The 24,288-nt window shown below is 47.4% G+C and carries 19 protein-coding genes and 2 pseudogenes; 14 read left to right on the top strand and 7 right to left on the bottom strand.

The genetic code is table 11. The annotated features are described in order from the left end of the window. Positions 1-106: 106 nt before the first annotated feature. On the bottom strand, positions 107-1,585 hold the full coding sequence (xylB, locus tag ACZ5R2_RS12410; RefSeq protein ID WP_464899687.1) for a xylulokinase: 1,479 nt from the start codon (positions 1,583-1,585) through the stop codon (positions 107-109). A 173-nt stretch (positions 1,586-1,758) separates the two neighbouring features. Between xylB and ACZ5R2_RS12405 the strand changes: the two genes are divergently transcribed. The 7 genes from ACZ5R2_RS12405 (at position 1,759) to ACZ5R2_RS12375 (ending at position 8,764) form a co-directional block, all read left to right on the top strand. Further along, positions 1,759-2,799 carry a zinc-binding dehydrogenase gene (locus tag ACZ5R2_RS12405; RefSeq protein WP_464899686.1) on the top strand — a complete coding sequence of 347 codons (1,041 nt, stop codon included), beginning with the start codon at positions 1,759-1,761 and terminating at the stop codon, positions 2,797-2,799. 4 nt (positions 2,800-2,803) lie between these two features. Continuing rightward, positions 2,804-3,658 (top strand): tagatose-bisphosphate aldolase subunit GatY, encoded by an 855-nt coding sequence (gene gatY, locus ACZ5R2_RS12400; protein ID WP_464899685.1) that lies wholly within the window; start codon positions 2,804-2,806, stop codon positions 3,656-3,658. Between the two features lie 10 nt (positions 3,659-3,668). Continuing rightward, on the top strand, positions 3,669-4,091 hold the full coding sequence (gene fucU, locus ACZ5R2_RS12395; RefSeq protein WP_464899684.1) for an L-fucose mutarotase: 423 nt from the start codon (positions 3,669-3,671) through the stop codon (positions 4,089-4,091). Between the two features lie 85 nt (positions 4,092-4,176). Next, a complete protein-coding gene (locus ACZ5R2_RS12390; protein ID WP_464899683.1) occupies positions 4,177-5,202 on the top strand; it encodes an aldo/keto reductase in 1,026 nt (341 codons plus the stop codon). A 102-nt stretch (positions 5,203-5,304) separates the two neighbouring features. Then, positions 5,305-6,081, top strand: coding sequence for a DeoR/GlpR family DNA-binding transcription regulator (locus tag ACZ5R2_RS12385; protein WP_438458015.1), 777 nt, complete (start codon positions 5,305-5,307; stop codon positions 6,079-6,081). Between the two features lie 415 nt (positions 6,082-6,496). Then, positions 6,497-7,762: a tagatose-bisphosphate aldolase subunit GatZ gene (gatZ, locus tag ACZ5R2_RS12380; RefSeq protein WP_464899682.1), complete on the top strand. Its 1,266-nt coding sequence runs from the start codon at positions 6,497-6,499 to the stop codon at positions 7,760-7,762. A 210-nt stretch (positions 7,763-7,972) separates the two neighbouring features. Then, the gene (locus ACZ5R2_RS12375; protein WP_464899681.1) at positions 7,973-8,764 is read left to right on the top strand and encodes a glycine betaine ABC transporter substrate-binding protein; all 792 of its coding nucleotides are present in this window, start codon (positions 7,973-7,975) and stop codon (positions 8,762-8,764) included. An 81-nt stretch (positions 8,765-8,845) separates the two neighbouring features. On the opposite strand, the gene ACZ5R2_RS12370 is transcribed toward ACZ5R2_RS12375, so the two are convergent. Together ACZ5R2_RS12370 and ACZ5R2_RS12365 are read right to left on the bottom strand one after the other, a co-directional pair. Continuing rightward, on the bottom strand, positions 8,846-11,164 hold the full coding sequence (locus ACZ5R2_RS12370; RefSeq protein ID WP_464899680.1) for a YgiQ family radical SAM protein: 2,319 nt from the start codon (positions 11,162-11,164) through the stop codon (positions 8,846-8,848). Positions 11,165-11,198: 34 nt separating this feature from the next. After that, positions 11,199-11,423 (bottom strand): hypothetical protein, encoded by a 225-nt coding sequence (locus ACZ5R2_RS12365; RefSeq protein WP_464899679.1) that lies wholly within the window; start codon positions 11,421-11,423, stop codon positions 11,199-11,201. A 296-nt stretch (positions 11,424-11,719) separates the two neighbouring features. Here ACZ5R2_RS12365 and ACZ5R2_RS12360 point away from each other — a divergent pair, with 296 nt between their 5' ends. The 3 genes from ACZ5R2_RS12360 to ACZ5R2_RS12350 all read left to right on the top strand — a co-directional run bounded on the left by ACZ5R2_RS12360 (position 11,720) and on the right by ACZ5R2_RS12350 (position 13,935). Further along, a complete protein-coding gene (locus tag ACZ5R2_RS12360; RefSeq protein ID WP_464899678.1) occupies positions 11,720-11,857 on the top strand; it encodes a hypothetical protein in 138 nt (45 codons plus the stop codon). A 145-nt stretch (positions 11,858-12,002) separates the two neighbouring features. After that, the gene (locus ACZ5R2_RS12355) at positions 12,003-12,950 is read left to right on the top strand and encodes an IS30 family transposase (protein ID WP_464899512.1); all 948 of its coding nucleotides are present in this window, start codon (positions 12,003-12,005) and stop codon (positions 12,948-12,950) included. A 460-nt stretch (positions 12,951-13,410) separates the two neighbouring features. After that, on the top strand, positions 13,411-13,935 hold the full coding sequence (locus ACZ5R2_RS12350) for a hypothetical protein (protein WP_464899677.1): 525 nt from the start codon (positions 13,411-13,413) through the stop codon (positions 13,933-13,935). Positions 13,936-14,289: 354 nt separating this feature from the next. Here the strand turns inward: ACZ5R2_RS12350 and ACZ5R2_RS12345 are convergent, their stop codons facing one another. Continuing rightward, positions 14,290-15,534, bottom strand: coding sequence for an MFS transporter (locus tag ACZ5R2_RS12345; RefSeq protein WP_464899676.1), 1,245 nt, complete (start codon positions 15,532-15,534; stop codon positions 14,290-14,292). A gap of 120 nt (positions 15,535-15,654) precedes the next feature. Between ACZ5R2_RS12345 and ACZ5R2_RS12340 the strand changes: the two genes are divergently transcribed. Next, positions 15,655-16,416, top strand: coding sequence for a helix-turn-helix domain-containing protein (locus tag ACZ5R2_RS12340; RefSeq protein ID WP_464899675.1), 762 nt, complete (start codon positions 15,655-15,657; stop codon positions 16,414-16,416). A gap of 9 nt (positions 16,417-16,425) precedes the next feature. Continuing rightward, a complete protein-coding gene (locus ACZ5R2_RS12335) occupies positions 16,426-16,551 on the top strand; it encodes a hypothetical protein (RefSeq protein ID WP_464899674.1) in 126 nt (41 codons plus the stop codon). A 133-nt stretch (positions 16,552-16,684) separates the two neighbouring features. Here the strand turns inward: ACZ5R2_RS12335 and ACZ5R2_RS12330 are convergent, their stop codons facing one another. Beyond that, positions 16,685-18,541, bottom strand: coding sequence for an Ig-like domain-containing protein (locus ACZ5R2_RS12330; RefSeq protein ID WP_464899673.1), 1,857 nt, complete (start codon positions 18,539-18,541; stop codon positions 16,685-16,687). Positions 18,542-18,910: 369 nt separating this feature from the next. Between ACZ5R2_RS12330 and ACZ5R2_RS12325 the strand changes: the two are divergent. Beyond that, positions 18,911-19,063 (top strand): annotated as a pseudogene (locus tag ACZ5R2_RS12325) (transposase); the annotation flags it as partial. Between the two features lie 235 nt (positions 19,064-19,298). Here ACZ5R2_RS12325 and ACZ5R2_RS12320 read toward each other — a convergent pair. Further along, complete coding sequence (locus ACZ5R2_RS12320) at positions 19,299-21,161, bottom strand: Ig-like domain-containing protein (protein WP_464899672.1); 1,863 nt, start codon at positions 21,159-21,161, stop codon at positions 19,299-19,301. Positions 21,162-21,530: 369 nt separating this feature from the next. Here ACZ5R2_RS12320 and ACZ5R2_RS12315 point away from each other — a divergent pair. Next, positions 21,531-21,686 (top strand): annotated as a pseudogene (locus tag ACZ5R2_RS12315) (transposase); the annotation flags it as partial. A 235-nt stretch (positions 21,687-21,921) separates the two neighbouring features. Here the strand turns inward: ACZ5R2_RS12315 and ACZ5R2_RS12310 are convergent. Beyond that, a complete protein-coding gene (locus ACZ5R2_RS12310) occupies positions 21,922-23,751 on the bottom strand; it encodes an Ig-like domain-containing protein (protein ID WP_464899671.1) in 1,830 nt (609 codons plus the stop codon). Positions 23,752-24,288: the final 537 nt, after the last annotated feature.

Here is a 24,288-nt window from a genome sequence, read left to right as displayed (position 1 = left end):
GAGACAGGTTTGTCTTGCGGGGAGCGAGGGGCATAGCGCGCGCTGATATGAGAGGCGACGTTTGAGAAGTGGGAAGCGTGTTTTTTAGCGCGCACATAATGGTGGTTTATTGGAATTGGGCCATGTGGTTGTTTACGGTTTGGTGATAGTTGGTTGCGATTGATGTGTATTGTTGAACGTTGGTTGAGATCGGGTTGGTGGAGTTAGATTGCTTACATTTGATGTACTCTTGGCATAGGGTGGTGAGCTCGCAAGGGGAGAACTGGTTTTCGTAGGCCCACAGGGCTTGAATGGCGCCGCCTATGGCGGCGGCTTCGGTGCAGGTGGGGGTCCAGAGTGGGATGTTGAGAACGTCAGAGATTAACTGTCGCCAGGCCCTGCTGTTGGCGCCGCCGCCAATGACGCAGGCGCGTTCGAAGTTGACCCCGGCGTCTTTAAGGGTTTTTGCGCCGCGTTGCAGGTTAAAGGTGACGCCCTCAACGGTGGCTCTGAGTAGATTAGCGGGTGAGAGATTGCTGCTGGTGATCCCCAGCACGGCGCCAGTTGCATTTGGGACATTGGGCAGGCGCGCGCCATCGAAGAAAGGCAGTGCACTTAGACCATTCGCACCGATTGGGCTTGAGCTTAACAGGGTATCGAACTCATCCAGGCTTGAGTTGGTTAAACTCAAGATCTGGTTATTGGCTGTGGTGACATTCATGGTGCTGGCTAGGGGAAGGTAGCCATTGGATGACGAGCAAAACGCATTAAGGTCAGGGTGGTGATAACTGTCCACTTGTTGATAGCAGTGGGAAAATAAGGTGCCAGATGTGCCAAGGCTGATGGTCAGCTGCCCTTGATCAACGTTACCTGTGCCAATTGCGGCCATCATGTTATCGCCACCACCGCTTGAGACGATAACATGTTGCTTAAGGCCAAGTCGCTCGGCAACCTGTGGCGTTAGTGTTCCCACAACGTCTTCTGAGGCGAGCACATCCGGGCGCTCGAAGGTGTGGGCAATGCCCAGCTCAGCAAACATAGCTTCGCTCAACGACTTCGAGCGCGTATCAAACCACCCGGTTCCAGAGGCATCCCCGGGCTCGATAGCATAACGACCAGTGAGTGACCAATTTAAGAACTCATGAGGCAGCATGATGCGGTGGATCCTGGCGAAGGTCTTGGGCTCATAGCGTTTTATCCACAATAGCTTGGCGATTGTAAATGCGACAGGTACCTGAATGCCAATATCGCTTACGAAGTGACTTGCACGAGACTCTACAAACTCCTTGAGAATTTGATGTGCCCGGGTATCACACCATAGCATTGCATCCCTAATCACCTGGTGTTGGTGATCGATAAGAACCAGACCATGTTGTTGACCGGATATTCCTATGCCTTTGACGGCGCCTTTCAGTCGCTCTTGGCCGCTGAATGCTAAGTTAACCGATGTAGCCAGCGCATCTAACCAGTTGTGAGGGCTTTGCTCACGCTGACCGATTTGAGCTGCTTGGGTTTTATGTGGGGTAAACCCTTGTCCGATCACTCTTCCTTCATCCCAAACGATAGCCTTGGTGCCCTGTGTTCCGCAATCAATACCAATATACATGCCTAATTCCTTCAATTGTTTACGAATTGTGATCTGAAGCAAATTTATAGCCAATAACAAACGCAATGCGAAAGTTTCGATTGATGTTTCAATAGCATTCTACGTAAAGTAATAAGCAAACGAAAGTTAATAATAAGATTTTGAAAATAAATTTGGTTAGAAAAGGTAATGTTATGCTCAGTATTATGGTTAAATCGAATAGGAAACTAGAGGTTGAGCAAAGTTCAGCACCTGCAGTCGATGCAGACTCGGTAATTGTGAAGGTGCACGTCTCGGGACTTTGTGGCTCTGATCTGCCCAGAATTTTTCATTATGGCGCCCATTTTTATCCCATCGTGCTTGGGCACGAGTTTGCCGGTGAGGTGGTGGATGTTGGAGAGCGAGTGACTGAGGTCAAGGTTGGCGACCGGGTCGCCTGCGCGCCTTTAGTGCCTTGTGGTGAGTGCGACCACTGTCAGAACGATCTTTACAGCCTATGCCAGGACTACAGTTTTATTGGCTCTCGCCAAGCGGGGGGCAATGCCGAATTGGTGAAATTGCCTCAACAATGTTGTTTTGTGTTGGACGAAGAGGTGTCGCTTATTGAAGGGGCATTCTTTGAGCCCTTGACTGTCAGTCTCCACCCAATATTGATGGCCGGTGGTGTAGCGGGAAAAGAGGTGATCGTGGTCGGGGTTGGCACCATTGGCTTACTTGCAATACAAGCCGCTAAAGCGCTGGGGGCGTCATCGGTGACCGCGATTGATATTAACCAGCAAAAGCTGGATAAGGCGGTTAGCCTCGGAGCTGATGCTGGATTCAATGCTAGCGAAAAAGACCTTGCCCAAACGATAAGCCGATACACTGATCAAACCAAATCGCAGCTGATCCTTGAGACAGCCGGTAGCCCAGCCTCAGTTCGGCAGTGCCTTAACATCGCCGCACCCCGTGCCTCGATTGCTCTAATTGGCACGCTTCATCAAGATCTCACCCTTTCCTATCAAGAGTTTGGGCAGATATTACGTAAAGAAATAAACCTGTTTGGTAGTTGGATGAACTATTCAGCGCCATACCCCGGCGAGGAGTGGCAGATCGCCAAACAGCTTTTCGCTAACAACCAGATTGATACCGAATCATTACTTGATGGTGTTTACCCACCCCAGGCGTTCGTTGAGCGTGTCACCGCACTGGATGGCACAAGCCCCGAAGGCAAGATCCTGCTTAAATGGAGCTAAAAAAATGACTCTTATCCATACCAAATACTTACTTGAGCATGCGCAAAAGCATGGATACGCAGTGCCTGCGTTTAATATTCACAACTTAGAATCCGTCCACTGTGTGCTTGATACCGCAAAGGAGATGGGCTCTCCAGTGATCCTTGCCGGGACTCCCTCTACTTATCAATACGCAGGAACACCGGAGCTGGTGGCACTGGTCGAGGCGGCAGCATTAGACAGAGGTATGCAGGTAGCCCTTCATCTGGATCACCACACCACTCTTGAAGATATCCAATACAAGGTTAAAGCTGGGATCCGCTCTGCGATGATTGACGGTTCGCACTCGCCCTTTGACGACAATATTGCCTTAACTCGGCGTGTGGTTGAGTTTTGTCATCGCTATGGCGCCAGTGTCGAGGCTGAGTTAGGACAGCTTGTGGGGCAAGAGGATGATCTGGTGGTTGAATCGGTTGAAGAGCCTTATACCAATCCCAGTCAAGCTGCTGAGTTTGTTGAACGCACTGGAGTAGACTCGCTCGCCATCGCAATAGGGACGGCGCATGGTCTGTATAAAAGCACGCCCAAATTGGACTTCGGACGCTTGGGTGATATTGCGCGCCGGGTCTCAGTGCCACTGGTATTGCATGGTGCTTCTGGTGTGCCTGGTGAGGATGTGGTGCGCTGCGTTTCGCTTGGTATTTGTAAGGTCAACGTGGCAACCGAACTCAAGATTGCTTACGCCGACACCTTAAAGCAAGTGTTTGCCGAGGACCCAAGTGTCAATGATCCGCGGATTTACAACATTGAGGCTAAGAATGCGATGGCGCAAGTGATCCGCAACAAGATCGAGTTATGCGCAAGCGCAGGGCGAGTTTAAGGAGGAAAGCATGCTTAAGAACATTGATCCGATTGTTGAGCCGGAGCTTTTATACACGCTAGCCAAGATGGGCCATGGCGATGAAATCGTATTTTCAGATATCCACTTTCCAGCCTACTCGTGTGGTGACTATGTATTGCAAGCAAGGGGATGTGAGGTATCTGCCTTAGTTGAGGCCGTGGTGCAGCTGATTGAGTTAGACCAGTATGTGGTGGATAACGTCGTAATGATGCAAACCGTGGGGGACGATGTGCATCCTGCGGGTCTGATTGATGAGTACAGCGCTAAGTTGCCACCAGGTACTGAGATCTCATTCGTCGACCGATTTGCTTTCTATGAAAGAGCCAAAAGCGCCAAGTGTATAGTTGTAACCGGAACCACTCGAAAGTATGGCAACATCATTTTGAAGAAGGGTGTCACGCCATTAGTTTGAATCGTTATAGGCGTTGCTTGATGTCAAGAAAGGACAAAAGTGACGTTATTTGATTAGCCGTTTTATTGAGCCTGGAGAAGAGAAAATGACCATAGCATATTCCTATCAGCCAACTGTTGATATAAGCAAAGTACCCACTAAAACGCTCTATACCGGACAGGTGATGCCAGCCGTAGGTCTGGGTACTTTTGGCTCTGACCGTTTTGGCCCAGAGCAGGTTTCGAGCGCTGTGTATGGTGGCATTAAGGCTGGCTATCGCTTTATTGATTGCGCCTCTATCTATGGCAATGAGGATCAGATTGGTGAGGTGATCACGCGAGCGATGGCGGATTTTGGTATTGAGAGAGAAGAGTTATTTGTTAATTCCAAGCTGTGGAATGATCAGCATGATGATGTGATTAACGCCTGTAAAAAGACACTGCAAGATCTGCAGCTCGATTACCTTGATTTGTATCTGATCCATTGGCCGTTCCCAAATTTTCACCCGATTGGTTGTGATGTAGATTCACGCAGTCCAGATGCTACGCCTTATGTTCACGAGAAGTTTATGGAAACTTGGCGCCAAATGGAGCAACTGGTTGAAATGGGGCTGGTCAAGGCGATAGGTACGTCCAACATGACTATCGCGAAAATGGAGCTGCTATTGGGTGACGCTAAAATAAAACCGGCAGTCAATGAGATGGAGTGTCATCCACTATTTCAGCAACAAGACCTTTATGACTACATGGTGAGCAATAATATTGTTCCGGTTGGTTTTTGTCCTATTGGCTCACCGACTCGGCCTGAACGTGACATGACGGCCGATGATTTAGTGGATATCGAAAACCCTGTGATTGTTGCAGCGGCAGAGCGCCTCGGTGTTCATCCGGCCATCGTATGCATCAAGTGGGCGGTGCAGCGTGGCCATATCCCGATTCCTTTTTCAGTTCACGAAGAGCAATATATCTCCAATTTGCAAAGTGCAACTGAAAGCCCTTTGACCGCAGAAGAGATGAGCGCGATTGCAGCGATTGATGCCAATAATCGTCTGATCAAAGGCCAAGTTTTCTTATGGGAGGGCTCAAGCGGCTGGCAGGACCTGTGGGATCTAGATGGAGAGATCACCAAATAACCACTGAGAAATAAAACAACACATTGCGGAAGCTTTTGAAACTGTGATAGATTTCGCAATGTTGTTGAGAATTATATTTCGAAGTTGGGATGAGAGGGAGCTATGAATCCGCTTAAGCGTCGAGAAAAAATCCTAGAGTTATTGCAAGCTGAGGGGCAAGTCGCGGTAAAAGACCTTTCAATCATGTTCGAAACTTCCGAAGTTACGCTTCGGGGAGATTTAAAGGCCCTTGAACAGCAGGGTAAGCTGAAGCGTTTCTTTGGTGGTGCTCAGTCCATTGAGTCATTGCCACTGAGCGAGAGTGATGCTGAGGTGCAAATTGACAATCGCTACAAGGTCAATCCAGACTCAAAAGAGCGGATTGCGAGCGTTGCCGCGAGCCTCGTGAGAAAGGGTGACTCGATTATCATTGATAGCGGCAGTACCACGCATTTGGTTGCAAAAGCCCTTGCCAAAGAGGGCGGGTATACGGTGATCACCAATAACTTGGTCGCAACGACTGAATTAGCCGAAGCGCAAGATACCACGCTGGTGATCGTAGGTGGGACGTACCGGGCGAAAACCAAGTCTTTGCATGGTTACCAGGCTGAGCAGTGTCTTAAAGGCGTCCAAGCTGACGTACTGTTTGTCGGTGCTGATGGCATTGATGCGGACAAGGGCATCACCACCTTTAATGAAGGCTATGCCATTACCGGCATCATGGCGGCTTGTGTGCAGCGCGTGATCGCCGTGGTGGATTCGTCTAAGCTCGGGCGGATTGGTTTTAACAAAGTCCTCGATATTGGTCAGATTGATACCCTAGTCATTGATAAAGACATTCCCAAAGAAACCAAGCGACAGTTTGAAGACAAAGGACTTGAGGTCATTGTCGTAGCTTAGTACTCACGGCGAGTAAACTACACAGTCTCTTTCCCCTAGTTCGCGTCTTTCGGTGACCTGTCTTGAGCTTTGCGCCCTTTAGCCCTAGAGGGTGCTTTTTACTCGTTGAATCCGTTATAAATTTTATTCTCCTTAGCCCTTCTGACTAGCGCCTAATGTTTATCTGACAGCATGTAACACTGGCTGCTCTACGTCTGATGAGGGTCGGTAACTACTTTTGCGAGATAGCGTCTTGCGAGATAGCACACTCCCCAATTTTTAGTCTCCATGATAGTTCGAATTGTTACGTATGTTTTCTTTATCTTGCTTAATCGTAGTTATTCGAAGACTTTCGGTGGTTTTTGATGTATGGTTTTTGTATTAGATCGCAAAGTCTTTACCTCGTGTGGTAGGGACTCACACTGGAGGCAAAAGAATGAAACAGTTTGTTGAACAGCACAAGTGGGCGAATCAGAAGGTGGGGGTTTACTCGGTATGCTCTGCCCACCCCTTAGTGATTGAAGCGGTAATGAGGTATGAACTAGACACCGATAAGCAGGTGTTGATTGAGGCGACTTCCAATCAAGTCAATCAGTTTGGTGGCTACACTGGGATGAAGCCCGCTGACTTTGTCCGTTATGTAAAGACGATTGCTGAGAATATTGGTTTTCCTTTGCAACGCTTGATATTTGGTGGCGATCATTTAGGTCCCAACTGCTGGCAAGATGAGCCAGCCGAGCAGGCGATGAACAAATCACTAGAGCTTATCCGTGCCTACGTAGAGGCTGGGTTCACTAAAATCCATTTGGATGCCTCCATGTCTTGTGCAGATGATGTCAGCCCGCTGCCACCGATGACCATTGCCAAGCGGTCAGCGGCAATGTGTCAGGTTGCCGAGCAGTATGCAGCGGATGAGGTGAAAGCGCAGATTACTTACGTGATTGGCACTGAGGTTCCCGTGCCGGGCGGGGAGAGTAGCGAGATAAACTCGGTGCACGTCAGTAAGCTTGAAGACATTAAGATCACCATCGATACCCACACCACTGCTTTCGAGGCGATGGGGGTAGGTGATGCGCTGGATAAAGTGATTGCGATAGTAGTGCAACCAGGGGTCGAGTTTGACCACAGCCAAGTGATCCGGTTTGATAAGGCAAAAGCGCAGGAAATTTCAACATTTATTGAGCAAACCCCTTGGGTGTATGAGGCACACTCGACTGACTACCAAACACAAGTACATCTCACTGAGCTGGTAGAGAGCCACTTTGCCATTCTCAAGGTAGGCCCGGCATTAACCTTTGCCCATCGTGAAGCGCTGTTCGCGCTGGCAGAGATGGAAGAGGAAATCGTGCCCGCTGAGGAGGCCAGTCAGTTTAAGAAGGTGGTCGACCAAGTCTTGTTGGATGAGCCAAAATATTGGAAGTCATATTATGGCGACAAGCACTCATCGATAGTGAGCAACCTGCATTACAGTTTCTCAGACAGGATTCGTTACTACTGGACGGAGCCGCGTATTCAGCAGGTACTGGACGTGATGCTCAGCAACCTTAAAAAGCATCCGATTCCATTATCAATGCTCAGCCAGTTTATGCCCAATCAGTATCACAAGGTGAGTGAGGGGCTGATTGAACTTGAGCCTAAAGCGTTGGTGATTGACAAGATTCAGGAGGTGGTTGAGGTTTATTCACGGGCTTGTTCAGACTAAATTTGGTGGTAAGGGTATTTCTCTGCTGAGGCAACGCGAAAACCTGCTTTGCCTCTTTTGTTGATTCATATTACCAATTAGTGGAGGAGCATGGCATAACTGTCAAAATTGAATTGATAATAAATCAATTCAATCAACGTATTTAATCAACTATGGCTGCGCTACGCTTATCGGAACTTTAGTCCTGAGCTCACTATGAGGAAGCGAACCATGGTACAAACAATCAAGCTCGGTGTCACCGACCTGTCATTTCACCGCACTACCGCATCGCTGGTTACCAATGTATTAACTGACATGGGTTTTAAGGTCGAGCGCGTGTTTTCACCTCACCAGGAAAACTTTACCAAGCTCAAGTCGGGTCAAGTTGACTTACTTTCTTCAGCATGGCTGCCGTCGAGCCATGGTATCTATAAAGCGGATGTTGAGAAGGCGGTGCCACTGATTGAGTTGGGCTTGCACTACCAGCCCTATGCGTTGTGGGGAGTACCTGATTACGTGCCGGTGGACAGTGTGGCGCAGGTATCGGACTTGGTCAAACCGGACGTGGTTGCCAAGATGAACAGCAAAATCCAGGGCATTAATCCTGGCGCTGGGATCTCCCGTTATTCAATCCAGATGATGGATGAGTATGGTTTATCTGACGCTGGCTATTCCTTCTTTACTGGTACAGAGAACGACTGCTTTGGCGCGTTTGAAAACGCGGTGGCCAAGGGTGAGTGGGTCGTAGTCCCACTGTGGAAGCCGCAGTTTCTCCACCATGGTTATAAGATCCGTGAGCTAGAAGAGCCGAAAGGGCTATTAGGGATTGTCGACCGAGCAGTACTGCTGCTGCGAGAGGACAAAAAATCCCTGTTTACCCCAGAGCAGTTGCTTCGATTGGATACATTACGCTTTTCAAATGAAATCATTGCTGAACTAGACTATCGAGTCTGCCGCGAGGATGGCGAGCAGGATGCAGTGACGCGCAAATGGCTGGTTGAAAATGGTTACTTGGCAAAGTAGTGATAAAAAATATATAAGATAAAAAAGGGCGCTGTAGATCAGCGCCCTTTACCAATTGTGTTTTATAAGTTCTGTAACGGGTTAGCGGCGCTTATTACGACGCTGCGGTTGGCTCTGGCCGCCTTGATGCCCATTACTACTATTGCCCCGGCTACGGCGCTGCTGTCCATCACCACTGCGCGCTGGTTGTGACGTACCTTGACCTGACTTGCCACGAGACGCTTTGCTGCTGTTACGGTTACCACTAGATCGCTCGTTACTCTTACCGCCTTGACGCCCCTCGCCACCGAACCCAGGTTGGTTCTTAGTATGCTTGGTGGCAAAACGATTTGCGCCATGTCGGCCTGAGCGGCGACGCTGCGCTGGAGTTTGGGTGTCAAGATCTTCTGCCGGTACCAAACAGCTTGGCTTATCGCCAATCAGGTGCTTCTTGCCCATATTGACCAGAGCTTCACGGATCAGCGGCCAGTTATCAGGGTCGTGGTAGCGCAGCAGCGCTTTGTGTAAGCGACGCTGACGCTCACCTTTGGCCACTGGCACCTCTTCGCGTTTCTTGTATTTCACGCGTTTGAGCGGGTTGGTCTCTGAGTAGTACATTGCAGTGGCATTACACATTGGCGATGGGTAGAAGTTCTGTACCTGATCACACTCAAAGTTGTTGTGCTTTAGCCACAGTGCAAGATTAAGCATGTCCTCTTCTTCAGTACCTGGGTGGGCAGAGATAAAGTAGGGGATCAAATACTGCTTCTTGCCTGCTTCTTTACTGTACTTCTCGAACATCTCTTTGAAGCGATCGTAAGTGCCCATGCCCGGTTTCATCATCAGATCAAGCGGATTTTTTTCGGTATGCTCAGGGGCAATCTTCAGATAGCCACCAACGTGGTGCGTCACCAACTCACGTACGTACTCAGGTGACTCAATCGCTAGGTCGTAGCGCACGCCCGAAGCAATCATCACCTTCTTGACACCCGGCACTTTGCGCGCTGCGCGGTAAAGATCGATAGTGTGCTTATGGTCGGTGTTGAGCTTATTACAGATCCCTGGGAACACGCACGATGGACGACGGCAATTCGCTTCGGCTTTAGGGTCACTACAGCCAAGGCGATACATATTCGCCGTTGGGCCGCCCAGATCGGAGATCGTGCCGGTGAAGCCCGGTACTTTATCGCGGATCTCTTCCAGCTCGTTCAAGATAGACTCTTGTGAGCGGTTTTGAATAATGCGCCCTTCATGCTCGGTGATAGAGCAGAATGAACACCCGCCAAAGCAGCCGCGCATGATGTTGACCGAAGTCTTGATCATATCGTACGCCGGGATCTTGGCCTTGCCATACATAGGGTGAGGCACTCGGGCAAACGGCAGGCCAAACACATAATCCATCTCTTCGGTTGAGAGTGGGATAGGCGGCTGGTTGATCCACAGCTCACGGTTGCCGTGGCGTTGAATCAAGGCGCGACCAGAATATGGGTTGGTCTCAAGGTGCATAATGCGCGCGGCGTGGGCGTACAAGATGCGATCGTTGTTGAGTTTCTCAAATGGCGGCAGGCGCACGGCTGTGGTTTCGGCATCGTGACGTGACGGTCGGATTGTGATCGGTTTGGCCACTGCCTCGGTTTCTAGCTCAGGTTTGGTCTCACATTGAGTCTCAACCTCGTAGGGATTAGGCGGAATAAACGCCTCTTTACGTGGTTTCTCAATGCGAGATGAATCGATGATCCTGAAGCTCTCAGGCTCTTGCGCTAGGTTAACGGCAGTACCACGAATATTAGTCAGATTAGCAATATCTTCGCCATCAGCAAGGCGATGAGCAACCTCAATCAGCGCACGCTCAGCGTTACCAAACAGTAAGATATCGGCCTTGGCATCAAACAGCACTGAGCGACGCACTTTGTCTGACCAATAATCATAGTGAGCTAGTCGGCGCAAGCTGGCTTCGATGCCACCCAGCACGATTGGTGTGTCTTTATAAGCCTCACGACAGCGCTGAGAATAGACCAGCGTTGCGCGATCTGGACGCTTGCCACCCTCGTTGTTTGGCGTGTAGGCGTCGTCGTGACGCAGTTTACGATCCGCGGTATAGCGGTTGATCATCGAGTCCATGTTACCGGCGGTGATACCGAAGAACAGATTCGGCTGACCCAGCTTCATAAAGTCGGTTTTATCCCCCCACTTAGGCTGAGCAATAATGCCGACCCGAAAGCCCTGCGCCTCGAGAAGACGGCCGATGATCGCCATACCAAAGCTAGGGTGATCGACGTAAGCATCACCCGTTACGATGACAATGTCACAGCTGTCCCAGCCGAGTGCGTCCATCTCTTTTTTGCTGGTTGGCAAAAATGGCGCGGTACCGAAGCATTCTGCCCAATATTTCTTTGTTTCAAAAATCTTTTGACTAATCATATTATTACAGTGTTAATAAAGCACTTAGGGACATTTATGGGTCATTCCTCCCATTCCTGCTATTAAGCAAGTCTAGCTGATCTTTTGTGTAGTCATCTACCCAATCACCATAGGTGTTGTAAACCTCCCTTGCGCTAGAGTGTCCCATCTGTCTGGCAATAAAAGTAGCGTTGGTACTGGCTGAAAACAACCAACATGCATAGGTATGCCTAGTTTGGTACGGCCTGCGATAATCAACGTCTGCTCTCTTGCATAGCATTGCCCATTTTTCCCAAACCGAAACGTGCGAATAGTAGCGATTGGTGGTTTTTGCCCTCGCGGTAACCGTAGGGGAAAAAACTGGGCGAATCTGAGATGGCGAGAGTTTACCATATTCTCGCTGTAACACACTCACTTCGATCGGATCGAGCTGTCCCGTGTAATCGCGATGGCTTACTACAGCGTCGTATGCCAGATCCAAGAGGTTAAAGGTTCTCTCTTGACACTGTATTAGGTAGCTTGAGTCGTCCTTGTGTGTCTTGGCGCCTAGCTCAATCGCTGTTGGTAGTTATTGCGATGGCAAAGTATGCTGAAACAGGAGACCCAAAATTCTTTGAATTAATTGAACAGTCGAAAAATCATTATGGAATGAGGGCTAAAAAATTTGAAGACGTGGGAAGGAAGGCTGCGAATATGGCCAGCAAGTTTGAATAATTTGCTTATATTGTCTTTATTTTTCGAAACTAAGCTTCCTCCCGATTTCAGATAATAAGTGCGACATTCATGGGAAGGTGTAGAAGAGGAAGCCAACTGCTGAAAGTGGTACGCTCTTCTCGCCAAAGAAACAAGCAGTACTACCATGAATTATCAGCAGTTGACCGAGGGCAGAAGATACCAGATTTCTGCTCTTTTGGAACGGGGAATTTCAGTTTCTGAAATCGCTAAAACAGTTCAATGCCATCGCTCGACGGTTTATCGAGAGCTAAAAAGAGGCCGTAAGAGCAATCATTACTGTCCAAGCACGGCACAGATGGTGTCCATCACCAGACGGAGAGCTGCACTAAAATACCGAATTCCAAAGGAACGTGTTGACTTTATTCGTCTTCTTCTAGAGGCGGATTGGAGTCCAGAGCAGATATCCAACGTCTTAACGAAAGCCGGCGCAGCAGTCAGCCATGAGTGGATTTATCGTTTTGTTGCTAGCGACAAGCGCTCAGGCGGTAAATTATATCGCCACTTGAGGCAAGGCCATAAGCGGTATCGTCGCGGTAAAAAAGAGAAAGCTCCTGCGATTAAGAATGCCGTTTCAATTGATGACAGACCAAGCATTGTTGACAGCAGAGAGCGGTTTGGTGACTGGGAAATTGACACTGTTCTAGGTAAGCATGGTACAGGCGCAATGGTAACTATTTTAGAGCGTAAGACCCGGTTTTACTTGGTAAAGAAAGTACCATCTAAGTCAGCCGATGACGTTACCCAGGCGACAATAGAGCTACTCATGCCTTACAAGGAGCATGTGCATACCATCACCGCGGACAACGGGCGAGAGTTTGCAGGTCATGAAACTATCGCAAAAGAGTTGGAGGCAGATGTGTACTTTGCTCATCCCTATAGCTCTTGGGAGCGAGGTGCTAATGAGAATGCGAACGGCCTTTTGAGGCAATATGTGAAGAAAGGAACCGATCTATCGACGGTGACGGACATTGATATAGAGTTTGCTTTATCGCGGATAAATTATCGACCAAGAAAGTGTTTAGGCTTCAAACAGCCAGCCATTGTATTTACCAAAATGGCTTTAGCTGCTTGATATTGGAGAGTGTCGCACTTCGCAGTTGAATTCGGGCTTCAGCAAAACTTTAAATTAAGTTCAATCGATTTATCTAAACTACTATAGTTTCCGGAAGGGATGCGATATGTTGTTCTAGGCGTTACAAGCATAGTTTATAAGCCTGTATGTTTCATATAAGCCCATTTTTACAGCAGAGGGCCCGAGTTGCCCTCTTTTTTTTTGCTTATTGAATACTATTAGAGCTTAGAGTAGGGTTTGTATTGCATCAAAGTTAATAAATAATATTTTTTATACATTATTGCTGGGAAGAGTAGCCTTAAATAGACCTCATGATGATACTAATTACATCGATGTGGAAATTGGTTATGCTTGTCTATACACCATTATTTCCGCTTAAGTAAATAAAGTCCATCGCGTTTTTGGCAAGGGAAATCTACTCGCAACCCTCTAATTCTAATTCGATAAAGGGGATGGCTCCATGAACGCTAGCGCAAACAAAGCAATGGCGATATTGGCGGAAAGCTTACTATTCAGGTTTCACTATGTCGCATATGTGGCTTATGTCGAGCAAGAAAGACTAACATTGGAAGAAAAAGAGTCACTAGGGCGCCTCGATGAAGACCTGACAAGGAGTCATGAAAAAATAACTCAGCTCCTTAAGTTGGGTGCGACAGATGATTGCTGTAGGTTAGTGTATCGAGAACTAAGAGATATGGTTGAAAAGACTGTCGCATTCACTGATAAAATGCGAGCCGGCTGGTCAGCTGATGATCTGCATCCAGCAACAGCGCGTTTTTTGTATTTGCCAGTTTCGATTAAAAGTTTGCAGGATTACACGGAATTTACTAACAGGCTTCTTCTCAGAGAGCCGCCAGAGATAGCGCGCTTTACAGTCGCGCTATCGTTAGTCGGCGATCCTGAGGATGTCATGAAGCGTTTGTTTTCTCATATTCCAGCGCCGGGCATGCTTAGCTTGAATGAAGAAACTACACAATTGCAGTGATAAGTACACTTATTTGTACTGACTTATACATGAGCTGACACTTATGGTGGTGAAGCATGACCTAGTCGTATCGGCTGGCTCTCTTGCTACAAAAAACCTTTGGACAGAACCTTCTTAGCAGAGTGAGGCGATATCGACCTATCAGATAACTTTTGGTATCTAAAATGAAGTCAGCCACATGATTCTGCGGTAACTGATGTGAAAGGAAATCGACAAACCCTGTCACTCACGCGTTATTTTTGTAGATCTACCTTATACGAATATAATGAAAAAATACGCAATCCACCATTTACGGACTGCGCGTACAAAAATTGGTTTTCAAAACGATTATGAGTTGCTTAGCTTGAAAGCATCTTACGTAGATTCTGCTTGACGGACTTCACGGATAACTAGGAAATACAACGAGGAAGTTAACAGTATCGAACCACATAATATCCAACTGAACGATATGCCGAAGTATTCAGAAATGACTCCCATAGCCAACGAGGCAATCATCCCTCCGCATGTAACAGCGAAGGAGCTAATGGACAAAATGGTTGAGCGAATTTCTTCGTGGGAGTTCTCGTTAAGTAATACTTGCTCGGAGTTATTCCCCATTGTAAAGAGAAAGAAAAACATCAAGTAGAAAAAAGCAAAACTTGTGGTGCTAGTAGTGTTCGCAAGCAAGAGCAGTGAAAAAGCAGCAAGTGATCGAGTTGTAAATATTAAAGCCTTATGTGAACCGAAAAATACCCTTAATAACGGTATGGATAGTATTGATGATAGAGCCGACATTAAGAAATACAACGCTGATATGATGCCAAAAAGAGTCAAGTTGTCAGGGGCCATTCCTATCAAATCTGCCAGATAAGGTTGCCAGAAGTTTTCAACAGCGCTCATCACTGCTCCAAAAATAAGCGTTGCCTGAAGAACCAACCTCAAAGTCCACTGATTTAAAGAAAATGTAAGCGCCTTGATACTAGTGTGCATCGCGATAGCTAAGGTGTTTTGGGAATTGTCATTGATACCTTTCTGCTCAGGAAGCAATATCCATGTCAGTAAAAACAAGGCAACACATGATATGCTAGCGACGAAAATATTGATGTCATACACGCTAAATGTCTCGATATATGAGCTAACAATGCTATTAGGTAGAACCCCACCAATTAAAGACCCGGTAGCCAGTCCAGCAGTAACCAGTACGTTTATTTTCGCGATTGCTGTATGGTACGAATCGTCTCCCATAGCGTTAGCAAAAGAATCGTAGAACCAAGCATCTAGGCTTCCGGAATAAACAGCCCTAGAAGCTCCCAAAAACATAGCGCTCAGCAAGATTTCCTCTAAACTATTTGCATAAAAAAGTGCAAGGCACCCCAACAAATTAAGCGCTAGAGAAAACAAATAGGTATTTTTGCGGCCAAAGGTGTCAGCCACACTACCGAGAGGTATTTCTAATATTGCAGTGCTCCCGACCCAAACTGCCATGACAAGCCCAATTTCTGATAGGTTTAGTCCTCTAGATTGAAAAATAAGAGTAATTACAGGGATAAGTAACCCTACCACCATCCAGTGTAGGCCTTGTTGAATGCCAAATCGTATAACCAACTCGCGTCGTTTCATCAGTGTCCTCCTCTTTTACACGAGTTGTATGATCTCATTTTGATACATTTGTGCAATATCAAGTTAAAAAGGATAGTATATAGATACTTTTAGTATCTATATAGGGATGATTTAGACAAAATGAACGAACAACTATCTCTAGAAGTGTGTAAGTTACTCAAAAGAGAGCTTAAGAGGTGCAATATTTCTTATCGTACACTCGCTACTGAGCTGAAAATATCAGAAGTCAGTGTCAAAAGGTTGCTAAACAATTTACAACCACTTTCCATGCAGAGGTTGATAGCTATTGTCAATCTTACGGAGACACCTGTATCGAAGCTTCTTTCTGAGGCTGAAGAGAACATTTCTTCAATTCCTGTTTTCTCACAAGAACAAGATGATGCTTTTTTCAATAATCCATCGCTTTTTTCATTCTGGTCCGAATTAGCAGAAGACCTTACCATTCAACAAATCAAAGAAAAGTACAGGCTAAACGATGCTTCAACACATCTTTACCTTCGACAATTGGAAAAAATCCGTCTCATCGAGATAGGCTCAAACAATGCGTGTCATCTGTTGTTGCCCAAGCAAACCTCATTTGTTAAGGGGGCTAGTTTCCCTGTCTATTTTACAACGCAAGTGTTACAGGGCCTTCAAGAGCGAGTCATTAACTTAACAGCCAATGATGATGAAGCATTCCTCACCAGCTTCAAAGTTGAGCTGACGAAAGATGAGTTTGTAGAGATCAATGCCATGTTAGATAACTGGTTGTTTAGTAAGCTACGAGAAAGGCAAGGATTTGGTGATCGAAGCAAAAATAAAGTTAAACCTTATACATTTGGCTTCATGGGAGCACAAGGAGAATTCCATGGTAAGTTACCATCAATACCTAATTTGATTTAACAACCCGATATGATCAGCATTGCTGAAATAGCAGAACAATATGAAAAAGCAGTGCATCAACATTGGCAACGATGTTTGTTGGATGTTGAAGCGTTTAAACATCAATACCAAAAGGCGGTGGTTGGTCAGCGTTGATAACATTGAGTTATTGGCCTTCGCCTTGTTAATGCTAGTGTATGCGTACACTAGCATTACTATAGCCCGCCTTTGTTTGAAGACAGATTAAGCACCCTGTTCTAATTAAGGGTGCTTACTGCTTAACAAGATTCTATGGTTCTGAGAGACAGGATGCGTGGAACGACACAGATGTATAGTATGCACTGTAGCGACCATCGACTAAGCTCACGGCGTGATATGCTGCTCCCGAGTGTTGTGTCGATGACCAAGAGCGATTAGAGGCCGGCCAGCCGTGAGCGGAAAACATATTGCCGTATATATGGTAGAGCGATCTTAACTCGCCTCTTGGTGGTAAGCGCCAGTTAGTTCGCCCGCCGACATTATTGGTGTTATATGTAGCGCACAGTGTATAAGCGTCGTCCCAATTGAATCCATAGAATTCGCCAGCTGGACCGTGGGATCCATCAGTAAGAGTCCAAATAGTAGTTCCACGCCCACCAATACTGTTTAGGTAACGTACTGATGGCGAGCTGGTAAATAATCTCCCGCCGCCTATATCCAAGATATCAATGCATGTACCAGCGAGTGAAGCACATAATACACCGACCTCTACATCTACAGTGTTACTGCTAATAGCATCTTTAGTGGCCGTTACTGTGGTTTCCCCTAACTCAACACCAGACAGCAAACCTGCAGATGTCACCGTCGCGATATTGGTATCGCTTGACCTCCATGTCACAGAGTCTGTCACCTCTGAAGAAGACCCGTCACTGTAAGTCGCCGTAGCCTTTAACTGCTCAGTCATACTCTTCTCTACATTGACTGTCTCAGGGCTCACTTCGATCGCAGTAATGACCGCAGCTGAGACAGTCACCGTCACAGGCTCACTGCTCACGCCATCTTTTGACGCGGTGACTGTGGTGCTACTTTCGTCAGCACCCGTCAACAAACCGTCTGATGTGACCGTAGCGATACTAGTGTCGCCTGACATCCATGTTACGGAGTCTGTGATGGTAGAAGATGTACCATCACTGTATGTCGCCATAGCCGCTAACTGCTCAGTTTGGCCTTTTGCTAGACTAATCGGTGAAGGTGTTACTTCAATTGCTGTCAGTATTGCTGCAGAGACAGTGACACCGACCGTATTGCTGATAATGCCGTCTTTAGTCGCTGTTAGTGTCGTGCTACCTACTTCAACACCAGACACCAAACCCGCTGATGAGACTGTAGCGGTATCAGTATCGTCTGAAGTCCACTCTACTGAGTTTGTGATATCAGAGGAAGTACCATCACTGTATATCGCTGTGGCTGTGAGTGGCTCGGTTTGACCTTTCGCGACATCAACGGTAGCTGGGGTCACTTGAATCTCTGTCATCACCGCCGGCGAAACCGTCACATTCACCGTATTGCTGGCCACGCCATCTTTCGTGGCGGTCACCGTCGTCGTTCCCACTTCAACACCAGATAGAGTCCCGTCTGCTGTGACCATTACGGTAGCCGTATCGCTTGAATCCCAAGCAACTAAGTTTGTAACGTCAGCAGACGTGCCATCATCGTAGGTCGCGGTTGCAGTCAATGATTCTGTTTGACCTTTCACGACATTGACCGTAGCAGGGGTAACTTGGAGCCCGGTCATCACGGGATCCGTGACCGTGACATTCACCTCGTTACTGGTAATACCGTCTTTTGTGGCATATATGGTGACAACGCCCAGCGTATCGCCGCCCACTAGCTCTCCGGGCTCGTCAAAATAGCCAATATCTTGATCGGAGGTATGCCAGTTATCGATACCTAAATCCGTCAATGTTTTTGATGAACCATCAGAGTAGTGTCCAACAGCTTCAAAGAGTTGCTTGCTGCCTCTCACTAGCGTTAAATCACTGGTTCCTCTCGTTGTTGGCATCGATGCGGTGATATCGATACGTTCCAATTGAGCTGCATCACCAGTGTTCCCATCACTCCCTCCAGAGCCGGAATTACAACCGACTAACAGTACTACTAGTGGCAAAAAAACGATCGTAAAAATACGCCTAAACAATCTACTCATCATAACCTCTGTTCCAGATGTCCCTATAACTAAGTGAAAGGGTAAAAAATGTACAACAAAGGCTATCGGTTTACGTATCAATAGTAAATCGAGCGCATATGACCTTGGTTCCAATAAATGGTTAAAAAATATACGGAACTACGGAGTGTGAGGTGCCGCTCAGTCTTACACTGTAGAAGGTCTTATTTAGCGCATTAAAATAGGGGGATTGAGTAAGCGCCCCAAGATCCCACTTGGTACGCTTTGATAATCTAAGTGCCAGGAGTAGTGGTTTAATGATCCCGAACGCCAAATTAGGTGGTAAAGTCACCACCATTAATGAGGTGTTTAATGACAAAACGACGACGTACATTCTCTGCTGAGTTCAAAACGGATGCAGCATGCTTGGTACTTGATCAAGGTTACTCTGTTCCTGAAGCGGCACGTTCAGTGGATGTTGGTGAAACGGTTTTGCGGCGCTTGGTCGACCAGCTTAAGGTTGAGTGAGGTGGCATTATCCCATTGGCCAAACGATGGTTGGGCTTTATCCAGTAAATTGGATGCAACTCTAGCAGCTAAAGCTTCAGATACAGTTTGAGAGCTGCGAGGGCGACCTGATGGTGTTATGTTCGACTCAGATAAGGGGCCTAATACGAGAGTCGTATATTCCGTCTCTGTTTGTGTATGCAGTAGACACCTTAATGCTACAGGGTGTCTACTGTTTAGCTAGACTTTCTATTTATGGCTCTGAGACGCAGGATACGTAAGACCGGTAGTATCCCGGGGTGGCGTGAAAGTACCTACCATCGTCAAGGCGCAGCTGGTTATAGGTATTCCCTTGATTATCGGAATCCGCTCCCCAGTACTGGTTATTGGTCGGCCAATTACGTGCGTCAAACATGTCGCCGTATGCATCGAAGAGCTCTACTCGCAGTTCAACCGATGTCGGCAAGCGCCAGTTAGTTCGCCCGCCGATACTATTGTGGTTATAAGTAGTGCACAGTTCATTTGCTTCAAACCAGTCGAACTGGTAAAAATTACCAGCTGGACCACTGGTTCCATCTTCAGTATAGGTACCTGTATTGGCGCTACCCCCGATGCTGTCTAAGTATGACTCTGAAGGTGAGTTGGTAAATAACATACCTTCACCTACATCTAAGATATCAATACATGCACCAGCGAGTGAAATGCATATTACTACCTCTACATCTACAGTGTTACTGCTAATGCCATCTTTAGTGGCCGTTACTGTGGTAGCTCCCAAGTCAACCCCAGACAACAAACCTGCTGACGTCACTGTGGCAATACTGGTATCGCTTGACGCCCACGTTACTGAGTCTGTCACCTCAGAGGAAGTACCATTGTTGTACGTCGCTGTAGCGGTTAGCTGTTCGGTTAGACCTTTCTCAACATAGACCGTCACTGGGCTCACTTGAATCGCGGTAAGGACCGCTGCCGAGACAGTCACCGTCACAGGCACGCTGGTCACGCCATCTTTTGACGCGGTGACTGTGGTATCGCTTGGCCCAACACCAGTCAGAAAACCCGCTGATGTGACCGTAGCGACACTGGTATCGTCTGATATCCATACCACTGTGTTGGTGACGGTAGAGGAGGTGCCATCACTGTAGGTCGCCGTGGCCGTTAACTGCTCAGTTTGGCCTTCCACCATATCGACTGACGAAGGTGTGACTTGAATGTCTGTCACTACAGCTGCCGAGACGGTGACATTGATCGTATTGCTGGTAATGCCGCCTTTAGCCGCCATTAGTGTCGTGCTACCTACGTCAACACCAGACAGCAAACCCGATGGTGAGACGGTAGCGGTATCAGTATCGTCTGAAGTCCACTCCACTGAGTTTGTGATATCAGAGGAAGTACCATCACTGTATATCGCTGTGGCTGTGAGTGGCTCGGTTTGACCTTTCGCGACATCAACGGTAGCTGGGGTCACTTGAATCTCTGTCATCACCGCCGGCGAAACGGTCACATTCACCGTATTGCTGGCCACGCCATCTTTCGTAGCGGTCACCGTCGTTGTTCCCACTTCGACACCAGATAGAGTCCCTTCTGCTGTGACCATTGCGGTCGCCGTATCGCTTGAATCCCAAGCAACTAAATTTGTAACGTCAGCAGACGTGCCATCATCGTAGGTCGCCGTTGCAGTCAATGACTCTTTTTGACCTTTTGCGACATTGACCGTAGCAGGGGTAACTTGGAGCCCGGTCATCACGGGATCCGTGACCGTGACATTCACCTCGTTACTGGTAATACCGTCTTTTGTGGCATAGACAGTGACAACACCCAGCGTATCGCCACCCACTAGCACTCCGGGCTCGTCAAAATAGCCAATATCTTGATCGGAGGTATGCCAGTTATCGATACCTAAATCCGTCAATGTTTCTGATGAGCCATCAGAGTAGTGACCAACAGCCTCAAAAGGTTGCTTGCTACCTCTCACTAGCGTTAAATCACTGGTTCCTCTCGTTGTTGGCATCGGTGCGGTGATATCGATACGTTCCAATTGAGCTACATCACCAGTGTTCCCATCACTCCCTCCAGAGCCGGAATTACAACCGACTAACAGTACTACTAGTGGCAAAAAAACGATCGTAAAAATACGCCTAAACAATCTACTCATCATAACCTCTGTTCCAGATGTCCCTAAAATTAAGTGAAAGGGTAAAAAATGTACAACAAAGGCTATAGGTTTAGGCATCAATAGTAAATCGAGTGCATATGATCTTGGTTCCAATAAATGGTTATAAAATATACGGAACTACAGAATGTGAAGTGCCGCTCAGTCTTGCACTTTAGAAGGTCTTATTTAGCGCATTAAAATGGGGATATTGAGTAAGTGCCCCACAATCCTACTTGGTACGCTTTGATAATCTAGATGCCAAGTGCAGTGGTTTAAAGATTCTGGACACCCAATAAGGTGGTAAAGTCACCACCATTAATGAGGTGTTTAATGACAAAACGACATCGACGTACATTTTCTGCTGAGTTCAAAACGGATGCAGCGTGCTTGATACTTGATCAAGGTTACTCTGTTCCTAAAGCGGCACGTTCAGTGGATGTTGGTGAAACGGTTTTGCGGCGCTGGGTCGACCAGCTTAAGGTTGAGTGAGGTGGCATTATCCCATTGGCCAAACGATGGTTGGGCTTTATCCAGTAAATTGGATGCAACTCTAGCAGCTAAAGCTTCAGATACAGTTTGAGAGCTGCGAGGGCGAATTGATGGTGTTATGTTCGACTCAGATAAGGGGCCTAATACGAGAGTCGTATATTCCGTCTCTGTTTGTGTATGCAGTAGACACCTTAATGCTACAGGGTGTCTACTGTTTAGCTAGACTTTCTATTTATGGCTCTGAGACACAAGAAACGTAGCCCTTCGGGCCTGAAACCCAATAACTAGTACCATTATATAAACTTATTTGCCAACTGGCCGCCATCCAGTAGTAAAGCTTGGCTGGCCAACCGCGCGCGGTAACCATGTTGCCATATACACCGTAGATTTCCGTTTCTAACTCGTCTCTTGTTGCCACGCGCCAGTTAGTTCGTCCGCTGATTCTATTAGTGTTATACGTAGCGCATAGTTCAGGAGCATCAGCCCAGCTGAATACGTAGAAAGAACCCGTTGGGCCGAAACTGCCATTTGAATAATGGGTACCACTATTCTGACTACCACCAATACTAACTAAGTATGTAACTGACGGGGAGCTGGTAAATACTTTCCCGCCGCCTACATCGAAGATATCAAGGCATTCACCAGCGAGTGAAGCACATACATCGACATCCACAGTGTTGCTGGTAAGACCATCATAAGTAGCTGTTACCGTGGTGGAACCCTCCTCGACACCAGACAACAAACCTGCTGATGTCACTGTGGCGATACTAGTATCGCTTGACGCCCACGCCACTGAGTCTGTCACCACAGAGGAAGTGCCATTATTGTACGTCGCTGTAGCGGTTAGCTGCTCGGTTAGACCTTTCTCAACATAGACCGCCACTGGGCTCACTTGAATCTCGGTAAGGACTGCTGCCGAGACAGTCACCGTCACAGGCACGCTGGTCACGCCATCTTTTGACGCGGTTACTGTGGTGCTGTTTGGATTAACACCAGTCAGCAAACCCGCTGATGTGACCGTGGCGACACTGGTATCGTCTGATATCCATACCACTGTGTCGGTGACGGTAGAGGAGGTGCCATCACTGTAGGTCGCCGTGGCCGTTAACTGCTCAGTTTGGCCTTCCACTATATCGACTGACGAAGGTGTGACTTGAATGGCTGTCACTACAGCTGCCGAGACGGTGACATTGACCGTATTGCTGGTAATGCCGCCTTTAGCCGCCATTAGTGTCGTGCTACCTACGTCAACACCAGACACCAAACCTGCTGATGAGACTGTAGCGGTATCAGTATCGTTTGAAGTCCACTCCACTGAGTTTGTGATATTAGAGGAAGTACCATCACTGTATATCGCTGTGGCTGTGAGTGGCTCGGTTTGACCTTTCGCGACATCAACGGTAGCTGGGGTCACTTGAATCTCTGTCATCACCGCCGGCGAAACGGTCACATTCACCGTATTGCTGGCCACGCCATCTTTCGTAGCGGTGACCGTCGTTGTTCCCACTTCGACACCAGATAGAGTCCCGTCTGCTGTGACCATTGCGGTCGCCGTATCGCTTGAGTCCCAAGACACTATCGTTGTGACGTCAGCTGAGGTGCCATCATCGTAGGTCGCCGTTGCAGTCAATGGTTCTGATTGACCTTTCACGACATTGACCGTAGCAGGAGTAACTTGAAGCCCGGACATCACGGGATCCGTGACCGTGACATTCACCTCGTTACTGGTAATACCGTCTTTTGTGGCATAGACAGTGACAACGCCCAGCGTATCGCCACCCACTAGCACTCCGGGCTCGTCAAAATAGCCAATATCTTGATCGGAGGTATGCCAGTCATCGATACCTAAATCCGTCAATGTTTCTGATGAACCATCAGAGTAGTGACCAACAGCCTCAAAAGGTTGCTTGCTGCCTCTCACTAGCGTTAAATCACTGGTTCCTCTCGTTGTTGGCATCGGTACGGTGATATCGATACGTTCCAATTGAGCTACATCACCAGTGTTCCCATCACTCCCTCCAGAGCCGGAATTACAACCGACTAACAGTACTACTAGTGGCAAAAAAACGATCGTAAAAATACGCCTAAACAATCTACTCATCATAACCTCTGTTCCAGATGTCCCTAAAATTAAGTGAAAGGGTAAAAAATGTACAACAAAGGCTATCGGTTTACGTATCAATAGTAAATCGAGCGCATATGACCTTGGTTCCAATAAATGGTTATAAAATATACGGAACTACAGAATGTGAAGTGCCGCTCAGTCTTGCACTTAAGAAGGTCTTATTTAGCTCATTGACATGAGGATATTGAGTAAGCGCCCCACGAGCCGATGTGGTACGCTTTGATAGTTGGAAAAATTGATATTAACCGCTTTGAAAAAGGAAAAGCAATCGGCCTAGAACCAGTAGCCAGAAAGAGAGTGGGACATTATTTGGTGATCGAAGCCGTTGTCACAAAAGTATTGATTCACATACTGATCACATTGCGGACATCGCTGAGCAAGATGAAGCAGCGTATAAACATTGGCAACGATGTTTGCTGGATATCAAGGCGGTAAAAGCACCAATACCAACACGCTGTAATTACTCAGCATCGC

It is taken from the genome of Vibrio sabulosilitoris (genome assembly GCF_055391395.1).
This window is presented reverse-complemented; position numbering and strand designations above follow the sequence as displayed.